The sequence below is a fragment of the Nocardioides dongkuii genome (genome assembly GCF_014127485.1).
GTDB classification, from domain to species: Bacteria; Actinomycetota; Actinomycetes; order Propionibacteriales; family Nocardioidaceae; genus Nocardioides; species Nocardioides dongkuii.
The window spans coordinates 3429231-3447148 of the sequence record NZ_CP059903.1; the positions used below are offsets into that span (position 1 = coordinate 3429231).

The window sequence follows — 17918 nt, forward strand, 5'->3', positions numbered from 1 at the left end:
GCCCGTCAGGCGTCGGCGTGCTCCAGGCCGGAGATGCGCAGGCCGGAGTGCACCTTGTACTTGCGGTTGATCGAGATCAGCACGGCGGTGAACGGCTCGAGCTGGCGGGCCAGCCGCAGCTTGCCGGCGTCGATGCCGCGGCGGCTGGTGACGGCCTGCGCGAGCTCCATCGCCACCTCCTTGGCCTCGACCACGTCGCCGACGACGAGCACGTCCTCGTCGAGGTAGTCGTCCTCGCCCCACAGCAGCACCGCGGAGACGTTGTGGAAGGCGCCGACGACGGTCGCGCCGGGGGCCAGCCGCTGGGCGGACTCGGCCGCGGAGCCCTCGCCGGCGTCGACGACGCGGCCGTGCGCGCCGCGCTTGTCGAAGGCGAGCGGGTTCACGCAGGAGATGACGATCTTGTCCTCCAGCGGCAGCGAGGCGACCAGCTCGTCGTGGCCGTCGTACGGCACGGCGAGGACGACGACGTCCGCGGCGTGCACGGCGTCCTCGTTGGCCGCGCCCGCGACCTCGCCGGCGCCCTCGACGCCGCCGAGCCGCTCGACGACCTCCTGGGCGACCGTCTGGGCCTTCTCCGCCGCACGCGAGCCGAGGATCACCGAGTGGCCGTGCTTGGCGAAGCGGTAGCCCAGGCCCTTGCCCTGCGGCCCGGTGCCGCCGATCACGGCGATGCGGTAGGTCGTCAACGTTGCTCCCTGTCGATGTGTGCTGCTGCTGAGGTCGGATCGAGGATGGCACACGCTCCCGCGGCCCGCGCCGACGGCCGAACGGCGGTCATTACCCCTTGGTAACCTCGCGCCATGAAGCTCTCGACCCCCCTGATGTACGCCGGCAACCCCCGCGAGTCCGCCGACCAGGTCGCCGCGCTGGAGAAGGCCGGGCTGGACACCGTCTGGGTGGCCGAGGCCTACGGCTTCGACTCCCCCACGCTGATGGGCTACCTCGCCGCCAAGACCGAGACCGTCGAGATCGCGGCCGGCATCCTCAACGTCTTCTCCCGCACCCCGGGCGCGCTGCTGCAGACCGCGGCCGGGCTCGACAACGTCTCCGGCGGCCGCGCGGTCATCGGCCTCGGCGCCTCCGGCCCGCAGGTGATCGAGGGCTTCCACGGCATGCCGTACGAGCGCCCGCTGGGCCGCACCCGCGAGGTCGTCGACATCCTCCGCCAGGGCCTGCGCCGCGAGACCCTCGTGCACGAGGGCCGCAACTTCACCCTGCCGCTCCCGGCCGACCAGGGCCTCGGCCTCGGCAAGCCGCTGAAGCTGCTCACCAAGCCCGAGCGCGCGGACGTCCCGATCTGGATCGCCTCGCTCGGCGACAAGAACGTCGAGATGACCGCCGAGATCGCCGACGGCTGGCTGCCGCACCTGTTCTACCCGGAGAAGGCCAACGACGTCTGGGGCGACGCGCTCGCCCGCGGCGCCGCCAAGCGCTCGGCCGACCTCGGCCCGCTGCAGATCAGCGCCGGCGGCATGGTCGCGATCGGCGAGGGCGCCGAGACCAAGGCGATGCTCGACTTCGCGCGGCCGGTCTACGCGCTCTACGTCGGCGGCATGGGCGCGCGCGGCAAGAACTTCTACTTCGACGTCGCCTGCCAGTACGGCTACGAGAAGGAGGCCCGGGAGATCCAGGACCTCTACCTCGGCGGCAACAAGCGCGACGCCGAGGCCAAGGTGCCGATGGAGTGGCTGGAGGCCGGCAACCTCGTCGGCCCCAAGTCGTACGTCGAGGAGCGGATCGCCGCGTTCCGCGAGGCCGGCGTCACCAACCTCTCGCTGGTGCCCGCCTCCGAGGACCCCGCGGCCACCATCGCCCAGGTCAAGGAGATGGTGTCCTGAGCCAGCAGCCCGAGAACGCCGAGGGGCCCTTCTTCCACGGGACGAGGGCCGTGCTCGCGCCCGGCGACGAGCTGGTGCCCGGGCACGGCTCCAACTTCCAGGAGGGCCGGGTGCTGCGGCACGTCTACTTCACCTCCCTGCTGGAGACCGCCGCCTGGGGCGCCGAGCTGGCGACGGCGCTGGCCGGGATCGAGGGGCGGGGACACATCTACGTCGTCGAGCCGACGGGGCCCTTCGAGGACGACCCGAACGTCACCGACAAGAAGTTCCCCGGCAACCCCACCCGCTCCTACCGCACCCGCGACCCGCTGCGCGTCGTCGGCGAGGTCGAGGACTGGGAGGGCCACTCCCCCGAGGTGCTGCAGACGATGCTCGACAACCTCGCGCGGCTGCGGGAGCAGGGGCTCGACGTCATCGAGGACTGATCGCCGTCGGCCGGGCTATCGTCGCGAGCATGTACGAGTACAAGTGTGTGGAGATGCGATCGAAGATCTTCGGTGGCGCATTGTCCGGCGACAAGCTTGAGAAGGTGCTCAACGAGCACGCGGCTCAGGGTTGGCAGTTCAAGACGATGTCCGCGGTGGACGTCAAGGGGCGGATCGGACCAGGCGGGACCGACGGCCTGCTCCTGACCTTCGAGCGCGAGAAGAAGTAGCGCCCGGCCCCCTCCCGGAGACGCGGCTTGCCCCACCTGGCACGGTGAGTACGTGGCGGTGCGCGTAGGGCTGTGTGGGTGGACGATCTCGCAGGCGTCGTACGTGCGTCGCTTCCCGCTCGTCGAGGTGCAGCACACGTTCTATGAGCCACCGGCGGACGCCCTGCTGGCGCGCTGGCGGACGCAGGTGCCCTCCGACTTCGAGTTCACGATCAAGGCGTGGCAGGTCGTCACCCACGAGTCCAACAGCCCCACCTACCGGCGCCTCAAGCAGCCCCTCCCGGAGAGCGCCAAGGGACAGGTCGGGGCGTTCCGCACCACGCCTCCCGTCCTGGCCGGGTGGCAGCGCACCCTCGAGTGCGCTCGCGTCCTGCAGGCCACCGCCGTGCTGCTGCAGTGCCCGAAGAGCTTTCGCCCGACGACCGAGAACGTCGCCCGGCTGCGCTCCTTCCTGTCGCAGGTGGAGCGGCCGACCGGGCGGCTGCTGTGGGAGCCCCGCGGGGAGTGGCCCACGCAGCTGCTCACCGAGCTCTGTGCCGAGCTGGACCTCGTCCACGTGGTCGACCCGATGCAGACCGAGACGGTGACGCCGGAGCAGACCTACTACCGCCTGCACGGCACCACGGGCTCGCGGCACGTCCACACCGATGACGAGCTGCGCCGGCTTCGGGACCTGGTCGACGGCCGCCCGTCCCCGTACGTCATGTTCAACAACCTGCCGCGCACCGGCGACGCAGACCGGTTCCGCGCCCTGCTCGCCGGCTGAGCGGCCTGCCGGCACCGGATCCTCAGCGAGCGGCGCTCCGGTCGGCGCGACGCCGCGCACGGTAGGCGCGCGTCTTGAGCTTGTTGCCGCAGCCGTACTCGCAGTAGTGACGGGAGCGGTTCTTCGACTGGTCGTAGTACGCCCACTCGCACTCGTCGAAGGCGCAGATCTTGAGCCGCCACCAGTACCCCTCCGCGCGGGCCTCGTGGGCGGCCAGCCCGATGCGGGCCAGTGCGCCGGCGACGCCGTCCTCGGTCGGAGCGGCGACCACGCCGCCACCGTCCCACCGCAGGCGGATGGGGAGCGCGCCAAGCGCGTCGTCGAGCATGGGGAGCGGCGCCTGCTCGGCCGCGTGGTTGAGCTCGAGGGCGTCGCGCAGGCCCTGTCGCAGCCGCACGGATGCCTGACGCTCGGCCTCGTCGGCCTCCGAGCCCTCGTCGAGCACCCCGTGGCCGACCAGGAAGCCCGTCAAACCCGCGGCGGTGTCCAGCTCGTCGGTCCCGAGCTCGCGGTCGAGGGTGTTGACGAAGTCGCGCAGCAGTGCGGCCGCCAGGGGGATCCGGTCCTCCAGCGCACCGTCGTCCGGCACCCGCTCGCGCGTCACGACACCAGTGTAGTCAATTTGGTGGTTGCACCCACCTGAACACCGGCGTAGCTTGTTGACTGGTGTTGAGGAGGTTGACCATGGGTCACCACTACGGATACGTGAGCGAGAAGCTGATCGACGGCCCGCTGCTCCCACGGCGGCGCCAGCAGCGCAGGGCGGCCCCCCGGTCCACGGCCAGCCGCGGTGAGCGCTCGAGGAGGCGCGCACGGTCATGACAGACATCCTGAAGGGCCGCTTCACGGCGGACGCCGGATCGCTCGGGGACGACGTGGTCGTCTTCCTCATCGGGATGAGGATCAACAAGCCCTGGAAGGTCGGCGCCTGGTGGCCGGTCTTCACCGCGATGCCGAAGATGCTCCGCTACCTGGCCGAGCACCCCGACAAGGGCCTGCTCGGCTACCAGCAGGCTCTCCTCCCGTCGCCGCTCGTCATCCAGTACTGGCGCTCCTTCGACGACCTGGCCCGCTTCGCGCGGGATCGCGAGGACCCCCACCTCGAGGCCTGGCGGCGGTTCAACAAGCGCGTCGGGGACTCCGGCGACGTCGGGGTCTGGCACGAGACCTTCCGCGTCCGGACCGCGGACATCGAGACCCTCTACGGCAACATGCCGCCGTACGGGCTGGCCGCGGCCAGCGCCGTGGTCCCCGTCGGCCGGGGACGCGAATCGGCTGCTGCTCGGATCGGCGCCACCGACACCGACGAGCCCGCGCTCCCGCCGTACTGACGAGACGCACCGGCCCGCCGGACCCGCGTCCGGACCGCCGCGGACTTTGCCAGGATGTGCGGATGCGCGCAGTGGTGGTGGACGCCGCCCGGTCGCGGCCCGAGGTCCGAGATGTGCCGGAGCCTTCGGCGCCCTCCGGTGGCGTGGTCGTGCGTGTGGTCGCCACGGGGATGTGCCGCAGCGACTGGCACGCCTGGGCGGGACACGACGAGGTCGCGTTCCCGCACGTACCCGGCCACGAGCTCGCCGGCGAGATCGTGGAGGTCGGCGCGGGCGTGGCCCGGTGGACGGTCGGAGACCGGGTCACCGTCCCGTTCGTCTGCGGCTGCGGCCGCTGCGCCTGGTGCCTGGGCGGGAACGCGCAGGTCTGTCCCGACCAGCAGCAGCCGGGGTTCACCCACTGGGGTTCGTTCGCTGAGTACGTCGCGCTGCACGCCGCGGACACCAACCTGGTCGCCATCCCCGAGCAGGTCGGCTTCGCGACCGCGGCCGGCCTCGGGTGCCGGTTCGCCACGGCGTACCGGGCGCTCGTCGGGCGCGCGCGGATCGCGGAGGGCGAGTGGGTCACGGTGATCGGCGCCGGCGGCGTCGGTCTCAGCACGGTGATGATCGCTAGCGCGCTCGGCGCCCGCGTGGTCGCGGTCGACCGCAACCCGGAGGCGCTCGCCATGGCCACCGAGCTCGGCGCCGAGCACACCCTCCTCGCCGACGGGACCGACATCCCCGCGGCGGTGGGCGACCTCGTCGCGGGTGGCACCGACGTCGCGGTCGATGCCGTCGGCAGCGAGCAGACCTGCGCCGACGCCATCCTCAGCCTGCGACGTCGGAGCCGCCTCGTGCAGGTCGGACTGCTCCCGCCGATCGGCGGGCACCCGCGGGTGCCGATGGACCGGGTGATCGCGTGGGAGCTCGACGTCCTGGGGAGCCACGGGATGGCGGCGGCCGACTATCCCGGGATGCTGGCGCTGATCGAGGCAGGATCGCTGCGACCCGACCGGCTCATCGAGCGCACCATCGGACTCGACGATGCCGCGTCCCTGCTGCCGGGATTCGACCAGGCGAAGGTGGCCGGGATGACCATGATCGACCCCACCCGCTGAGCGGGTCGGTGCGTGAGGATCTGGAGCGGACGCGAGGATTTGAACCTCGACCTCTTCCCTGGAAGGGAAGCGCGCTGCAACTACACCACGTCCGCGTGGCCAGCCTCTGACGAGCCTGACGCGTCCCCAGTATGAACCAGCGCCAGGGCTGTCCGGCGCCCGGGTACGGCTTCCGAGCTACCGGGGAAACAGGGAGTAGCAGCGGGGTAGGGGGCCGTCGGTCCGCTCGTCCCAGTTGGAGGGCTTGATGAAGCAGGCGTGCTCGACGTACTGCATGTCGGCGACGGTGGTGCGGTCAACGGCGGGCGCCTGGTCACGGCGGTCCGGGATGGCCTGCGCGCTGTCCCCCGTGACGATCAGCAGCGCGCCGATGCAGGTGGCAGCTGCGGCGACGAGTGCCGCGGCGGGACGGTGGTTGATCGACGATGTGGTCATGACCCGACGGTCCGCCGGGTGCCGTTGGCGCGGAATGCGACATTCGCCGGTGGAACATCCGCGTACGCCAGAACGCGTATGTCCGACCCGGCCCGGTCGTCGTAGTTTGGAGCAACGCAGACTGCGGAGGTTGCGCCGTGACGGGTCGCTGGAGCATCACCGACACCGATGTCGGCGCCTTGCTCGACGTACTAGGTCGACACCAGCCAGCTACCTCGGACGACATCTTCTATGCCGACGTCCTCACCGGTCTGCGCGAGCTGATCCCGTGCGACGAGATCGCCTTCCAGCTCATGGATGTGGCCGAACAGCGAGTCAGAGTGCTGTGCGCGTCCGACTCCGGAGTGGAACGCGCCGAGTCCGTCGGCATGGACAACGAGTGGCACACGCTGTTCTGGCAGCAGTTCTGGGGAGAGCACGGCTGCGCCGGTCCGGTGAAGACCGGCGACTACACGACGGTTCTCCACCATGCGGAGACAGCACGCAGCCGGGCGCACGACAACACGCCGTTCGGGTCGCTGATCAACGGGCTGGGTCTCAAGGACGAGGTCCTCGTGCCGATGACGCCCCTCGGCGGCACGGACCGACGCCTCCTGCTGTGGCGCACCACGGACTATCCCGACTTCTCCCCCCGCGAGAAGGCGATGCTCGCGCTGGCTCGCCCGCACCTGGCCGAGCTGCACACGCAGCGCGACCGGGAGTCTCGGGGCGAACCTCACCTGACGGCACGTCAGTGGGAGGTGCTGCGCCAGGTGGCCACCGGAGCCAGCAACACGCAGATCGCCCCCACCCTCGGGCTGTCCGAGGCGACGGTGCGCAAGCACCTCGAGAACGTCTTCCTCCGCCTGGGCGTGCAGAGTCGGACCGAGGCCTTGGCTCGCGTCCATGGGTTCCTCGACGTGTCCTGAGGCTGGATGCCAGCTTGCGGTCGAACACCGCGGCGGCGCGAGACAGTCCTCGCGCCGCCGGTGTCTGACTCGGATCTAGATGATGGGGAGCTGGCCGCCGTCGATGGTGAGGGTCACCCCGGTCACCCACTGCGCGCGGTCCGAGGCGAGGTAGGCGACGGCCTCGGCGATGTCGCGCGGGTCCCCGGGACGACCCAGGGGAACGCCGGCCGTGATGTCGGCCAAGGAGACGTCCATCGCGTCGGCGAAGGTCTGGTTGATTACGTCGGCGCCGGGGGTGATCACGTGGCCCGGCAGGAGCGTGGCGACGCGGATCCCGGCGGGAGCGAGCTCGGTGGCCAGCGCCTTGCCGTAGGCGTTGAGCGCAGCCTTGGCGGCGCCGTAGTGGGCCAGCGGCGGCACCGGCATGAGCGCCGCGGCGGAGGAGATGTTGATGATCGCCCCGCCCGCGCCGGCCTCGCGCAGGGCCGGCAACAGCGCGTTGGTGACCCGGATGGCGGAGAGATAGTTGAGGTCGAGGGCGTCGAGCCACTCCTCGTCGGGGATGGAGGAGATGCCGCCGAGGTGGGTGCGTGCGGCCCCCGCGTTGTTGACGACGATGTCGACACCGCCGAGCTGGTCGAGTGCTGCGGCCGTGAGCTCCAGGACGCCGGCGAGCGTGCTGATGTCGCCCTGGATGAAGGTGGCGGCCTTCGGCGTCTCGTCGGTGGCGGTCCGCGCCGTGGTGACGACGGTGGCACCGCCGTCGAGCAGGCGCTGCACGATGGCGGCCCCGATACCTCGGGAGCCTCCTGTGACGAAGGCGCGCTTGCCGGTGAGCTCGGTGGGGTCTGCTGGACTAGGGGTTCTGAACATACGGTCCACTATGACAGGTTCTGGACCGTTCGTCCAGAAGTTCTCGACCAAAAGTTCAGAACTCGCTAGGATGGAGGCATGGCGCGACCGAGGAAGTTCGACGAGCAGACGGTCATGGCGGTCGCGCGCCGGCAGTTCAACGAGACCGGCTACCACGGCACGTCCGTCGACGACCTCTCCCGCGCGACGGGGCTCAGCAAGGGCAGCCTCTACGGCGCGTTCGGCGACAAGGAGGCCTTGTTCCAGCGGGTCTTCGACGAGTACTGCACCGCAGCCGAGGAGGGCGTGGCAGCCCTGGTCGAGGGCCCAGCAGACGAGGCGCTCGATCGGATCCGCGCGTGGCTCGCGTTCCCGGAGGGTGGCATCGACCGGCGCGGGTGCCTGCTGGCGAAGGGCACCGCCGAGCTGGCGTGGGAGAGCGACGCCGTCGCCGCACGCTCGCTCGCCACGTTCGAGGCGCTGTTCGACAGCTGCCGGCAACTGGTCGAGCAGGCGCAGGCCGCCGGGCACATCGACCCGAACGCCGACGCCGCAGCACTCGGCGGACTGATCGTCACCACGCATCGCGGGCTCGAGGCACTCGCCAAGGCGGGAGTCGACGCGGCGACCCTGAACCGCATCGCTACCGCCGCCGTGGACAACATCGCCCTCGATCCGACCCCCGTGTAGGCACCACGGACAGCAATCTCGATCGGCGTGACGTGTCCAGAAGCGCCCCCAGCTTCGTCGTCGGTCGCTTCACCTGGACGCGTCCCTGCCGTCGGGGCGAGGGACGGTCCGGATGACTCGGACCAGCGTCGAACTCCAGACGCTCGACCAGGGCTTGACGGTCAGGCAGCTGATGACCCGACCATCCAACCGCCTGCCGCGTACGGCCTCCCTGCGCCGAGCAGATCCAGCGTTTCGCCGGATACTGGGACATGGCCACCCTGCGCACGAGGCCCGAGGGGTCCTCTCCGATCGAACTCGAGATGCCCCCTCGGCTGGCATCCTGGAACAAGGTCGGTGACCCAGAACGCGATCGGTTAGACGTCTACCTCAGTCATGTGCGCGAACTGACCGCCGGATACATGACTACCGACGCGCCCCTCGCACTTGAGCTCCAGGTCGGTATGGGCCTGCGGCCGCTGGCGCACGAGAGTGATCTGGACAACTACCTAGAACCAGTCCTGCGCAACCTCGGCGCGAACCGGTTCTGGGCGGCGTTCGGGACAAAGCACGCTGAAAAGCACTCCACCGTCGCGGTCGGGCCGACTACTCCGACCGAGCCGCCGCGAGGTCCCGATCTATTCGTCGAACCCCTCGGGAGCTACGAGAAGCGAGCGTGGCTTCTTCAAATCGAAGACGCATGCGCCGCCGCCGATCGTCTTGACCCGGAAGGGCATGGACCGGTGCGCCTGATCGTCGCCTACGACCTCGGGCCGCGGCGGACGTGGGTGAACCTATGGAAGCCGACTATCGACGCGCTCGGACCACTGCTTGGGACAGTGCCACGGCCGACTAAGGCGCACGATGACCCCCGTGACGGGCGAATCACGGCGCTCGAGCTGCACCGCACCGTCGATCCCGACGCCGGTAACGACATCAAGATCAGCTTCTGGTGGGACCACCTCGAGCCATCGTGACCGTCGGTGCACCAGGAACATGGTCGGTAGATCAGTGCGTCCGCGACACGGCGCAGTGAGCCGCCTCCGACTGTGTGGTGGATCCGCGGCGCCGCTCCCCCGTCACCTCCCAGCCCCGGTCAGGTGCCGTTCTCGGTCAGGGTCGTGGGCGGCAGCCAGTCGGCCCCGAGGAGCTGCGCGAGGTCGGCGAGGCCGGTGGTGTCGCTTCCGACCGTGTCGGAGGCTGCGGCGATCCGCTCCACCATCACCTTGCCGACCTGCTCCTCGACCGTGCCCTCGGCGTACGCGATGTGCCACGGCGAGACCTGGTGGTCGCGGTGGGTGCGACCGGTCACCTGCCGGGCGGCGATGCCCGAGAAGCGGGCCTGGTGGAAGACGCCGACCCGCGGCTCGGTGCTCGCCTGGCGGCCGCCGGCGAGGGTCTCGCCGGCGTGCAGGCTGATGGAGGCGACCGTGGTGAAGACGCAGACCTTCGCCTCTCCGGTCTGGAACCGGAGCCGCTCCGCCTCGGCGTCGAACCGGTCGCGGCCGTAGATCGAGGCCACCTCGATGCCGGAGTCACGCAACCGGTCGGCGATCGGGTCGGCGGCGGTCGAGACGAACTCGACGGAGCACGCCACCTGTCGCTCGGACTGGACCTGCTGGTCGATCCAGGCGACCGTCGAGTCGACGCGGATCAGCCCGGCCTTCTGCCGGAAGCGCAGCAGCGCGGCCCGGCCCTTCGCGACGTTGCGGCCGCGTCGGGCGATGTCCATCTCACGACAGAACTCGCCCCACTCGGCCTCGTACGCCGTCCGTTCCGCCGGCGTGAGCGCGACCGGCATGCCGGAGATCGGCACCGGCCCCCAGGGCGCGGCGCGGTGCAGCATCGCCGGCGGCCGCTCGTCGGAGAGCCAGCCGCGTACCAGCTTGAGGTCCGCGGCGCGGCGCCCCGGATCGGTGGTCCAGGTCGCGCCGTACCGGCCCGGCTCCATCCCGACGCCGTGGCGCTCGAGCGCGGCGGCGAACGCGACCCCGGGTTGCGACGCCGAGGTCCACTCCCGCATCGGCTCGCCGAGCACCTGCGCGTAGGCGGGAGCGAGGTACGGCAGCTCGAGGGGCGTGTGCCCGGGCGTTGCGGTCGTCGCGATCACGAACGGCGCCTTGTCGTGCGGCTTCCCGTGCCCCGAGATGCGGGCCCAGAGCTTCCACCGCTTCGTCGTCGTTCGTCGCAGCGCGTGCGCCTCGTCGGCGATGATCACGTCCCACTCGTGGGCCGTGACCTTCTCCAGCCGGTCCCACGTGATCACGACCCATTCCAGGCCCCCGTCGCCCAGCGCCGCGATCGTGCGGCACCAGTGGCCGATGGTGATCGCGGCGGGCCGATCAGCCACGACCAGCACCCGCCGCGCGCCGCGGAGGTCGCCCACCGCCATCGCGCCGAGGACCGCGGAGATCGTCTTGCCCACGCCGGGCTCGTCGGCCAGCAGGAACTGCCGTCCGCCCGCCGCGGCGCGCTCCGCGATCGCGTCGGCCGCCTCGAACTGGATCCTCCGGGGCTCGAGCTCCTCGGTCGGCTCGGGCACGGGCGTCGGATCGCCGGGGTTGAGGGTGTTCTCGACGAACCGACCGAGCGTGTGCGGCCCCGGGGCGTACGGCGCGAGGTGCGCGGGCACGGCGCGCCCGACGTACAGGTGGGCCTTGACCGCCGGATGCCAGGTGGCGCCGTCGACCGCTGTCCCGTACGGGACGTCGAGCACCCACAGCCGCTCCCCCGGCCCGGCGGTCGGCAACGGCCGCTGCGGCTGTCGCGTCCCGCGTCGGCGCGGTGACGCGCTGCGCCGACCAGCGCTGGATCGACGAGGACTGGACACCCCCGGACGCTACCGGGAGCTTTGCCTCACATAGCGCTGGCTCGCCCGGGTCCGCCGGCCGGCGATCTGGATGACGGAAACTCGCCGCCGTCAATGGCCAGGGGGCACACCGGGCCACCCACTGCGCACGGTCTGACGCGAGGTAGGCGGCTCCGCAATGGAGGAAAGGACAGCTCGTGTCGGCGATCTGAAGTTCGAGTCCCTTACATCCAAGGAGCGAGGTAGCCGGTGCACTCGGCGGGCTTGGTCGCGGTGTAGAGCGAGGAGACGTCGACCATCACGCGGCCCGATGCCGGGATGAGGTCTGGATACTCGCCGGAGCCGCCGATGATCTCGCCGGCCTTGTTCGTGCAGACCACCTGCAACGACGACCCCTCGAGCAACTCATCGGTCGGGTTGGTGACTTCGAACCGCGCTCCGTAGGAGTCTGAGTACTCCGGCTGGTAAACCTTGCCGGGGAACGTGCCCCAGTCCTCGGAGGTCTGGTCGTCGAAGGTTCCCTCGTCCTCCACGAGGACCGAGGCCTCGACGGTTGCGGGCTTCTTTCCCTTCGGCACCTCGACCTGAGTCGCGACCGGGAGCACCTGTCCTGGCCAGCTGAAGTGAGACACCTGGGAGCCGCTTGAAAGGAGCTCGCCGGACTCGTCCAGCAGGTTGAAGTTGACGGTGACGGTCTGTCCGGCGTGATCGTCGTTGTTCTGCACACGAGCGATCGTCCAGGCGTACCCGTACTGGGCGCCGAAGCCGGAGTCCACCAGGGTCCACGGCTCATCCTCAGGTGACGGAGCACCGCTGCCTGCGTCGATCCCCGCAGCGTCGGGGAGCTTGTCGCTGACGTCTTTCCCGAGGTCCGCGGACTTGAAGATGTCGGCGTAAGCCTCGGCGTCAGAAGGGTTCATGTTCCCTGTGACGCGCAGGAGCAGGTTGTCGCGGACGGTGCTCCACTCGCTTCCCAGGAGGCTGCTGCCGGACTGCAGATCCTGGATGTAGTCGGACCGCTTCTCAGCGTCCTTCTCCGAAGGCCACTCCTCGATAGTCGCTCCGCAGTCGACCCCCGGCTCGTCCCCTTCGCAGGACACTCGCGAGTCGAACATGACGGTCGCGGCCGAGTACCCGTTCGGGCGTCCGATGAGGTCATTCGGGTCGTTGTCTTCGTCGAGCTTGACCAACTCAATGACGTCTGGGATCTGCGACTGGAGGACCAGCGCCGCGCTCTGGGCGGTGGGGCTGCTCGCATCCGCGGAGTCGTCAGAACCGCCGCCGCAACCAGCAAGCAGGACCAGGGCCGCACAGGCCGCAAGCGTAGTTCGCATGGGCTGGACCGTAGTGCAGCCAGCGGACTCCCAGGCAGGCGCCAAGAACGGCGGGCATCATCGAACGAGCCTCCCCTTCCTAGCTATGACTCGTACATACGAGCGCGTCCGGTCATCTCGCCGCACCAGACGTGGGGGTTGTTCGTTCTCAGGACGTGCGCGCCGATCCTCTGATCTCCTTGACCGGCACAGGCAACACGACCTCAGGCAGGAAAGTAACCGTGACCGACTCGCAGAACCAGCACAACGCGGAATCATCCGCACCCGACGATCAGGTCGGGGAACAGTCATCTCCGCCTGCCTGGACGCCCATGGGCCGACCTGATTACGCCGCTCCAGTTTCGCCGCGCCGCAGCCGTAAAGGCCTTTGGGCGACCCTCGTCGCCATCGTCGTGGTGCTGGCGATCTCGGGGGCCGTCGCCGCGGTTCTCATCGTCAACCATCGAGCCGATGTTGCTGCGCAGGAACGGCGCGACGAGGCGGCGCGCGAAAGGGCCGAGGAGGAGCGCCTGGCCGCCGAGGCAGAAGCAGAGCGAGCGGCCGAAGAAGCCGCCGAGCAAGTGCGCGTACAGGGGATCTACGACAACTGTGTCAGCCAACTCGGGCCACTCCTCAACGCCCTCAACATCGTCGATGCCCGTCTCGACGTCGGCCTCAGCCAGCAAGAACTATCCGACCTCGTCGGCAAGGTCTCGGTGGCGTACAGCAAGATGGATGTGCCGAGCCTGGGCAAGGACGACTGTCTGACGGCGGGCGCCAACCTTGAGTCCGCCTTCAACCAGTACGTAACGACCGTGTCCGACTGGAACGACTGCATCTTCGACTACGGCTGCGACACCGACGACATCGAGCCCGCCATGCAAGCGAAGTGGACGGCCGCCTCGAACCACATCGATAAGGCACGCCGGGCGATGGAGCGTCTGAACCCTTCAAGCCCAACCTTCAACGGACCCGGAAGCGCCGCCTGACGATCAGCCAGTGGGCCGGGCAAGACGGGGAGTTGCTCTTTGCCTTCACCAACAGGGTGCGCTCGCAAGCGGTAGTAAGACGCACCGGCTGGAGCGCCGCGTAGGCCAGACAAGTCGAAGCTCGCCGCCTACCCTGCTGGGGGGTTCTGCAGGGCCCCAAGGCGGGAGCGGCGAAGTGAGAGCAGTCATCCATGGCCAGTACGGCGGTCCTGAGGTGCTCCGCATCGAGGACGTGCCGATGCCCTCGCCCGCCGCCGGTCAGGTGCTGATCAAGGTCGCGGCGACCTCGATCAACCTCAGCGACTGGGAGTGCCTGCGTGGCTCGCCCGTCTACGCGCGGATCGGCGGCTGGCGTTCTCCGGCGCGCCCGACGCTCGGCTCGGACATCGCCGGCGTGGTCGAGGCGACCGGCGACGGGGTGACCCGTTTTCGCGCTGGGGATGAGGTGTACGGCGACAACCTCGCGCTCAAGGGCGGCTTCGCGGAGTACGCCGTGGCACCGGAGTCGGTGCTGGCCCGCAAGCCGTCTGCGTTGACGTTCGCGCAGGCCGCGACCGTCCTGCAGCCGGGAGCGATCGCCTGGCAAGGGACCAGCTGGGCACGGCCAGGGTCGCGGGTGCTGATCAACGGCGCCGGCGGAGGCTCGGGGTCGTTCGCCATCCAGCTCGCGAAGCGAGCGGGTGCCCACGTCACCGGCGTCGACAACGGCAAGAAGCTGGACTTCATGCTGTCCCTGGGCGCCGACCACGTGGTCGACTACACCGCGGACGACTTCACGCGCCTGTCCCAGCCCTTCGACCTGATCCTGGACCTGGTCGCGCATCGGTCGGTCTTCGCCTACCGGCGCGCGCTGAATCGTGGGGGCCGCTACCGGTGTGTCGGTGGGTCGGTCGGCACGTTGCTCCGGGTGCTCACCGCCGGTTCGGTGCTCGGGCTCCTCAGCCGCCGCTCCATCGGGGTGCTCGCCGTGAAGGCGGGCCCGGTCCGCTTCCAGCCGCTCGCCGACCTGTGCGCTCAGGGGGAGATAGCGATTCCCATCGACCGGACCTTCTCCCTCGAGGAAGCCCCTGCCGCGCTCGCGTACGTCGGAGAAGGGCAGGCGCTCGGCAAGGTCGTGATCGTGCCGTCATAGGGTCGCTGCGCCGAGCCGGTCCTCGCGACGCTGCTGCGTCTGTGACGCGTCAATGTGGCGGCTGATGCAGCGGAAGGACGCGGGTCGCACGACCGCGGCAGTAACGTCGCATCATGCAGATGGAGTCGGCCGACGCATGGTCGGGATGGGCATCAACGCTTCTCGGCGCAGTTCTGGGGGCCCTTACTGTGGTACTTGGCGTGCTCTTGGCGTACCGGTACGGCGAGCGCTCCCGCCGCGACGAGCTGCGAGAAGCCGACGCACGGAAGGCAGCGGACGAGCGCGCTGCCGCCGCTGCTCAGCTCATGGTCGAAGTCAGCAATCTTCGCGACGATGTCTGCGGACGTAGGAGGGGCTTGGCGGGCACGGCAGTGCTGTGGCGCATGCGTAATGCGTTGTTCACTACCTACGTGCCACTGGGCGGCTATCCCAGCTATCGCGTGGTCCACGACTTCTACGACACGTCCCTCGCTTGGCGGCAGTGGGTCCGTGATTCGCAGTTCTTGGTGACGGCGGACGAGTTGACGTCCACGTATCCAGTCGTGCAGGGATACCAGAAGGCGCTCGCTGGCTATGGCGACGGGGTGATCGAGGTTTTGCAGGACCACCTCGAGGATCCCGCGCTCACATTTGTGCCGCCCGCTCTACCTACGCTGCCGCAGTTGCCCAGGCCTTAAGCCAGCCGACCGCGCCGGACCAAACCGATGCGCGTTACCCGTGCTACCGGTGTCGGTTGTGGTGGACTGTGAAGCCGTGTGTTTGCGCGAGGCACGGACCGCGGCGATGGCGAGGGCGCGGACAGGCACACCACACCGGCAACAGCAGGGTCGTTACGGCCACAGGCGGTGGAGAGACATTTCCGGGCCGCACGGATCGGGGCGATCCGGTAGGGCCAGTACGGACTGCGATGTCGAATGGGTGCAAGTAGCGCTTCGTGGGCATCGGAGGGCGCGTTGATCACGCGTCCGGGTTCGCGAGCGGTTGTGAGGAGGGTTCGACTCGAGGAGACGTGCAAGACCTCCCGTGCTTGGGGAGTTCAGCGAGTGTCTTGCACGCGCGAGCGGGTCGTCCATCGGCACCGAGGTTGCAATGAGCCCCTGCTGCCGTTGAGACGGACAGACGCACGCTGCGGCGCGCGGCCCCAGGGGTGGTCAGCAGAAGCGGGTCGGGCAGAGCCAGCCAGGGACATTGACGTCGTCGTCATCATCACCGTCGATATACACGTCAAAGTCGTCGTCCTGCACCTGCGCCTGCTCCCGAGCCCACTCCTTATCCTCATCCAGCACGTAGTAGACGAAAAGTTGGCCGACGCGAAGTCGGGTTCCCGCGACTGGCCAGGCAAGCTTCGTGTTCCGAAGGTCTGTCCCGTTCCTTGGAGCGAGGAGTCCCCTGCGGGCCTGCCCCTCAGCGCGGGGCTCGATCGAGGGGTCGAACTTCAGGTCCGTCCGGTAGGGAGGGACCGACTCGATCCGTTTCGACCTTCGCGTTTCGTAGCCGCGCGGGTATCGGACGAGCACCAATTCTCGAATCTTGTCGAACGTGGGGTGGTACTGCAGGAACTCGTCGCCGTAGCCGAGGTTCTCCTCGTAGTAGCCGCCGTATCTCTTGCGGATCTCCGGCATCCGGGGGTGGTTGCGAAACCATTGGTACTCGCGGTCCCTTAGGAGGAAGACGGTGAGGGTCTCGTCGAGGTCGAGCGAGCTGCCTCCGGCTGGGACCGTCCTGATCACATTCCAGTGCTCGGCACCACCGATCTTGCGGCGCCGTGGTGCGAGATCGCGAAGGTCGGTCTTCGCGTCCGGGTTCGCGTCCTTGAGCTCAGCTTGCGCTTTGTCCAGCCTTAGGCCATCGAGCTTCGGCACCGTCCAAGTTTTCGGCTCCGGCTTCCCTGACCTCTCACCCTTTTCAGGGGTCTCCTCTAGGGCGCCACCGATTGTGCTCAATACGGTGAAGAGCAGAACGACGGCCAGGACTGCAGTAAGGATCTTGTGCCGTGAGAACCAGGAGCGCTGGCCGCTGGTTATCCACGCCGAGGGCTTGCCGGTCCGGGCCGCACCGGTCCGCGGGGTCGTGTGGGCCGGCTGCGGCGGGACCGGATGGAAGTGCTCGGCCCATTGGGCGCCGTTCCAGTACCGCAACCTCGTTGAGTCGTGCGGGTCGTGGTACCACCCGGCTGATGGGTCCGGCATACCTGGAGCGTAAAGCGATGGTCGGTTCTTTGCGGAGGAACCGTCCCAGACGGCCAACTTGAGGTCTGCTGGGACTCGTATGACGAGCCGCTCGCGCGTAATAAAAGAAGCGCACTCCCGTCGGGCATGAGCGGGCGGCGTCACGCGGCCCCGAAAGCGGCGAAAGGGGCTAGCCCGTCTACCGAGCCAGCGAACGCGTGATCACGGCATTCGCAGCCCGCTGGAAACCCGCGACCACAGCCTCTAGCGTGAGCCGCCGCAGCAACGGCAGCGTGGCCTCGAGCCGAGCGGCCTCCTCGGGGGTGTGCGCGTCTCGGCGGTACGGCGCGAGCACCTCGGCGCGGAGGATCTCGGTGAGCTCGTCGGCGAGGGCGTCCATGTGGCGGGTGATCGCGTCGCCGGCGGCGCCGATCCCCTCGGGGGCGATGTCGAGGTCGAGCAGCTCCAGGCCGATCCGCAGGTTGGGCATCGCACGCCAGCCGCGGCCGTGGCGGGTCAGCAGGCCCAGGCGCACGAGCAGGTCGAGGTCGGTGGCTGAGAGCTTGCGTCCCGCCTCCGCCTCCAGCTCGCGCTTGGTGACCTCTCGCGCCGGCGAGGAGGTCCAGGAGGTGAGCATCGTCCGCTGGAGCGCGATGTCCTCCACGGTGGCGTCGTCCGGCAGCGACGCGACGTACCGCTCGACGGCCTGGAGGGTGAACCCGTGGTCCTGCAGCGCCCGCACCAGCTCGAGGTAGGCGCGGTGCAGCGGCCCGTAGTAGGCCACCCGCCCGCGGCGTACCGGCGCCGGGAGCAGCCCCAGCCCCGCGTAGTACCGCGTCGTGCGCACCGTCAGGCCGACGGCTGCGGCGAGCTCGTCGACGGTGAGCAGGTCTTCCTCGGTCACGACTGGCACAGTAGACCTTGAACCTTGACAGCGTTGCTGTAACAGTTACGTCGTCATCCACGAC

20 protein-coding genes and 1 tRNA gene are annotated in these 17918 nt (G+C 69.3%); 12 read left to right on the forward strand and 9 right to left on the reverse strand.

Features of this window, described 5'->3' with window-relative positions; all coding sequences use genetic code 11:
- Window positions 1-5: 5 nt before the first annotated feature.
- On the reverse strand, window positions 6-689 hold the full coding sequence (gene npdG, locus H4O22_RS16535) for an NADPH-dependent F420 reductase (protein ID WP_182524435.1): 684 nt from the start codon (window positions 687-689) through the stop codon (window positions 6-8).
- Window positions 690-803: 114 nt separating this feature from the next.
- On the opposite strand from npdG, the gene H4O22_RS16540 reads away from it, so the two are divergent.
- Genes H4O22_RS16540 through H4O22_RS16555 form a run of 4 tightly spaced genes read left to right on the forward strand, consistent with a single transcriptional unit; the run spans window position 804 to window position 3262 of the window.
- Window positions 804-1841, forward strand: a complete 1038-nt coding sequence (locus H4O22_RS16540) for an LLM class F420-dependent oxidoreductase (protein WP_182524436.1) — start codon at window positions 804-806, stop codon at window positions 1839-1841.
- Window positions 1838-2266: an NAD(+)--rifampin ADP-ribosyltransferase gene (gene arr / locus H4O22_RS16545; RefSeq protein ID WP_182527192.1), complete on the forward strand. Its 429-nt coding sequence runs from the start codon at window positions 1838-1840 to the stop codon at window positions 2264-2266. Before H4O22_RS16540 ends, arr begins: the two co-directional genes overlap by 4 nt.
- A gap of 29 nt (window positions 2267-2295) precedes the next feature.
- Complete coding sequence (locus H4O22_RS16550; RefSeq protein ID WP_182524437.1) at window positions 2296-2496, forward strand: DUF4177 domain-containing protein; 201 nt, start codon at window positions 2296-2298, stop codon at window positions 2494-2496.
- A gap of 52 nt (window positions 2497-2548) precedes the next feature.
- Window positions 2549-3262, forward strand: coding sequence for a DUF72 domain-containing protein (locus H4O22_RS16555; RefSeq protein ID WP_220451192.1), 714 nt, complete (start codon window positions 2549-2551; stop codon window positions 3260-3262).
- Between the two features lie 22 nt (window positions 3263-3284).
- Here the strand turns inward: H4O22_RS16555 and H4O22_RS16560 are convergent, their stop codons facing one another.
- A complete protein-coding gene (locus H4O22_RS16560) occupies window positions 3285-3866 on the reverse strand; it encodes a CGNR zinc finger domain-containing protein (protein ID WP_182524438.1) in 582 nt (193 codons plus the stop codon).
- 214 nt (window positions 3867-4080) lie between these two features.
- On the opposite strand from H4O22_RS16560, the gene H4O22_RS16565 reads away from it, so the two are divergent.
- Both H4O22_RS16565 and H4O22_RS16570 read left to right on the forward strand, forming a co-directional pair.
- Complete coding sequence (locus tag H4O22_RS16565; protein ID WP_182524439.1) at window positions 4081-4593, forward strand: DUF4188 domain-containing protein; 513 nt, start codon at window positions 4081-4083, stop codon at window positions 4591-4593.
- Between the two features lie 62 nt (window positions 4594-4655).
- Complete coding sequence (locus tag H4O22_RS16570; RefSeq protein ID WP_182524440.1) at window positions 4656-5693, forward strand: zinc-dependent alcohol dehydrogenase family protein; 1038 nt, start codon at window positions 4656-4658, stop codon at window positions 5691-5693.
- Between the two features lie 21 nt (window positions 5694-5714).
- On the opposite strand, the gene H4O22_RS16575 is transcribed toward H4O22_RS16570, so the two are convergent.
- Window positions 5715-5788, reverse strand: a tRNA-Gly gene (locus H4O22_RS16575).
- Window positions 5789-5870: 82 nt separating this feature from the next.
- A complete protein-coding gene (locus H4O22_RS16580) occupies window positions 5871-6128 on the reverse strand; it encodes a hypothetical protein (RefSeq protein ID WP_182524441.1) in 258 nt (85 codons plus the stop codon).
- 137 nt (window positions 6129-6265) lie between these two features.
- On the opposite strand from H4O22_RS16580, the gene H4O22_RS16585 reads away from it, so the two are divergent.
- Window positions 6266-7036: a helix-turn-helix transcriptional regulator gene (locus H4O22_RS16585; protein ID WP_182524442.1), complete on the forward strand. Its 771-nt coding sequence runs from the start codon at window positions 6266-6268 to the stop codon at window positions 7034-7036.
- A gap of 75 nt (window positions 7037-7111) precedes the next feature.
- Here the strand turns inward: H4O22_RS16585 and H4O22_RS16590 are convergent, their stop codons facing one another.
- A complete protein-coding gene (locus tag H4O22_RS16590; protein WP_182527194.1) occupies window positions 7112-7891 on the reverse strand; it encodes an oxidoreductase in 780 nt (259 codons plus the stop codon).
- Window positions 7892-7969: 78 nt separating this feature from the next.
- On the opposite strand from H4O22_RS16590, the gene H4O22_RS16595 reads away from it, so the two are divergent.
- Window positions 7970-8560: a TetR/AcrR family transcriptional regulator gene (locus H4O22_RS16595; RefSeq protein ID WP_182524443.1), complete on the forward strand. Its 591-nt coding sequence runs from the start codon at window positions 7970-7972 to the stop codon at window positions 8558-8560.
- 251 nt (window positions 8561-8811) lie between these two features.
- The gene (locus H4O22_RS16600) at window positions 8812-9516 is read left to right on the forward strand and encodes a hypothetical protein (RefSeq protein WP_182524444.1); all 705 of its coding nucleotides are present in this window, start codon (window positions 8812-8814) and stop codon (window positions 9514-9516) included.
- A gap of 119 nt (window positions 9517-9635) precedes the next feature.
- Here H4O22_RS16600 and H4O22_RS16605 read toward each other — a convergent pair whose 3' ends face one another.
- Together H4O22_RS16605 and H4O22_RS16610 are read right to left on the reverse strand one after the other, a co-directional pair.
- On the reverse strand, window positions 9636-11288 hold the full coding sequence (locus H4O22_RS16605; protein WP_227465914.1) for a DEAD/DEAH box helicase: 1653 nt from the start codon (window positions 11286-11288) through the stop codon (window positions 9636-9638).
- A gap of 284 nt (window positions 11289-11572) precedes the next feature.
- On the reverse strand, window positions 11573-12682 hold the full coding sequence (locus H4O22_RS16610) for a hypothetical protein (protein WP_182524446.1): 1110 nt from the start codon (window positions 12680-12682) through the stop codon (window positions 11573-11575).
- Between the two features lie 221 nt (window positions 12683-12903).
- On the opposite strand from H4O22_RS16610, the gene H4O22_RS16615 reads away from it, so the two are divergent.
- The 3 genes from H4O22_RS16615 (at window position 12904) to H4O22_RS16625 (ending at window position 15459) form a co-directional block, all read left to right on the forward strand.
- Entirely contained in the window at window positions 12904-13650 is a 747-nt protein-coding gene (locus tag H4O22_RS16615) for a hypothetical protein (protein WP_182524447.1), read from the forward strand.
- A 262-nt stretch (window positions 13651-13912) separates the two neighbouring features.
- Complete coding sequence (locus H4O22_RS16620) at window positions 13913-14782, forward strand: NAD(P)-dependent alcohol dehydrogenase (protein WP_220451194.1); 870 nt, start codon at window positions 13913-13915, stop codon at window positions 14780-14782.
- Window positions 14783-14895: 113 nt separating this feature from the next.
- On the forward strand, window positions 14896-15459 hold the full coding sequence (locus tag H4O22_RS16625) for a hypothetical protein (protein ID WP_182524449.1): 564 nt from the start codon (window positions 14896-14898) through the stop codon (window positions 15457-15459).
- A gap of 474 nt (window positions 15460-15933) precedes the next feature.
- Here the strand turns inward: H4O22_RS16625 and H4O22_RS16630 are convergent, their stop codons facing one another.
- Both H4O22_RS16630 and H4O22_RS16635 read right to left on the reverse strand, forming a co-directional pair.
- Entirely contained in the window at window positions 15934-16971 is a 1038-nt protein-coding gene (locus H4O22_RS16630; protein ID WP_182524450.1) for a DUF2510 domain-containing protein, read from the reverse strand.
- A 178-nt stretch (window positions 16972-17149) separates the two neighbouring features.
- Window positions 17150-17854: a MerR family transcriptional regulator gene (locus tag H4O22_RS16635; RefSeq protein WP_244963003.1), complete on the reverse strand. Its 705-nt coding sequence runs from the start codon at window positions 17852-17854 to the stop codon at window positions 17150-17152.
- Window positions 17855-17918: the final 64 nt, after the last annotated feature.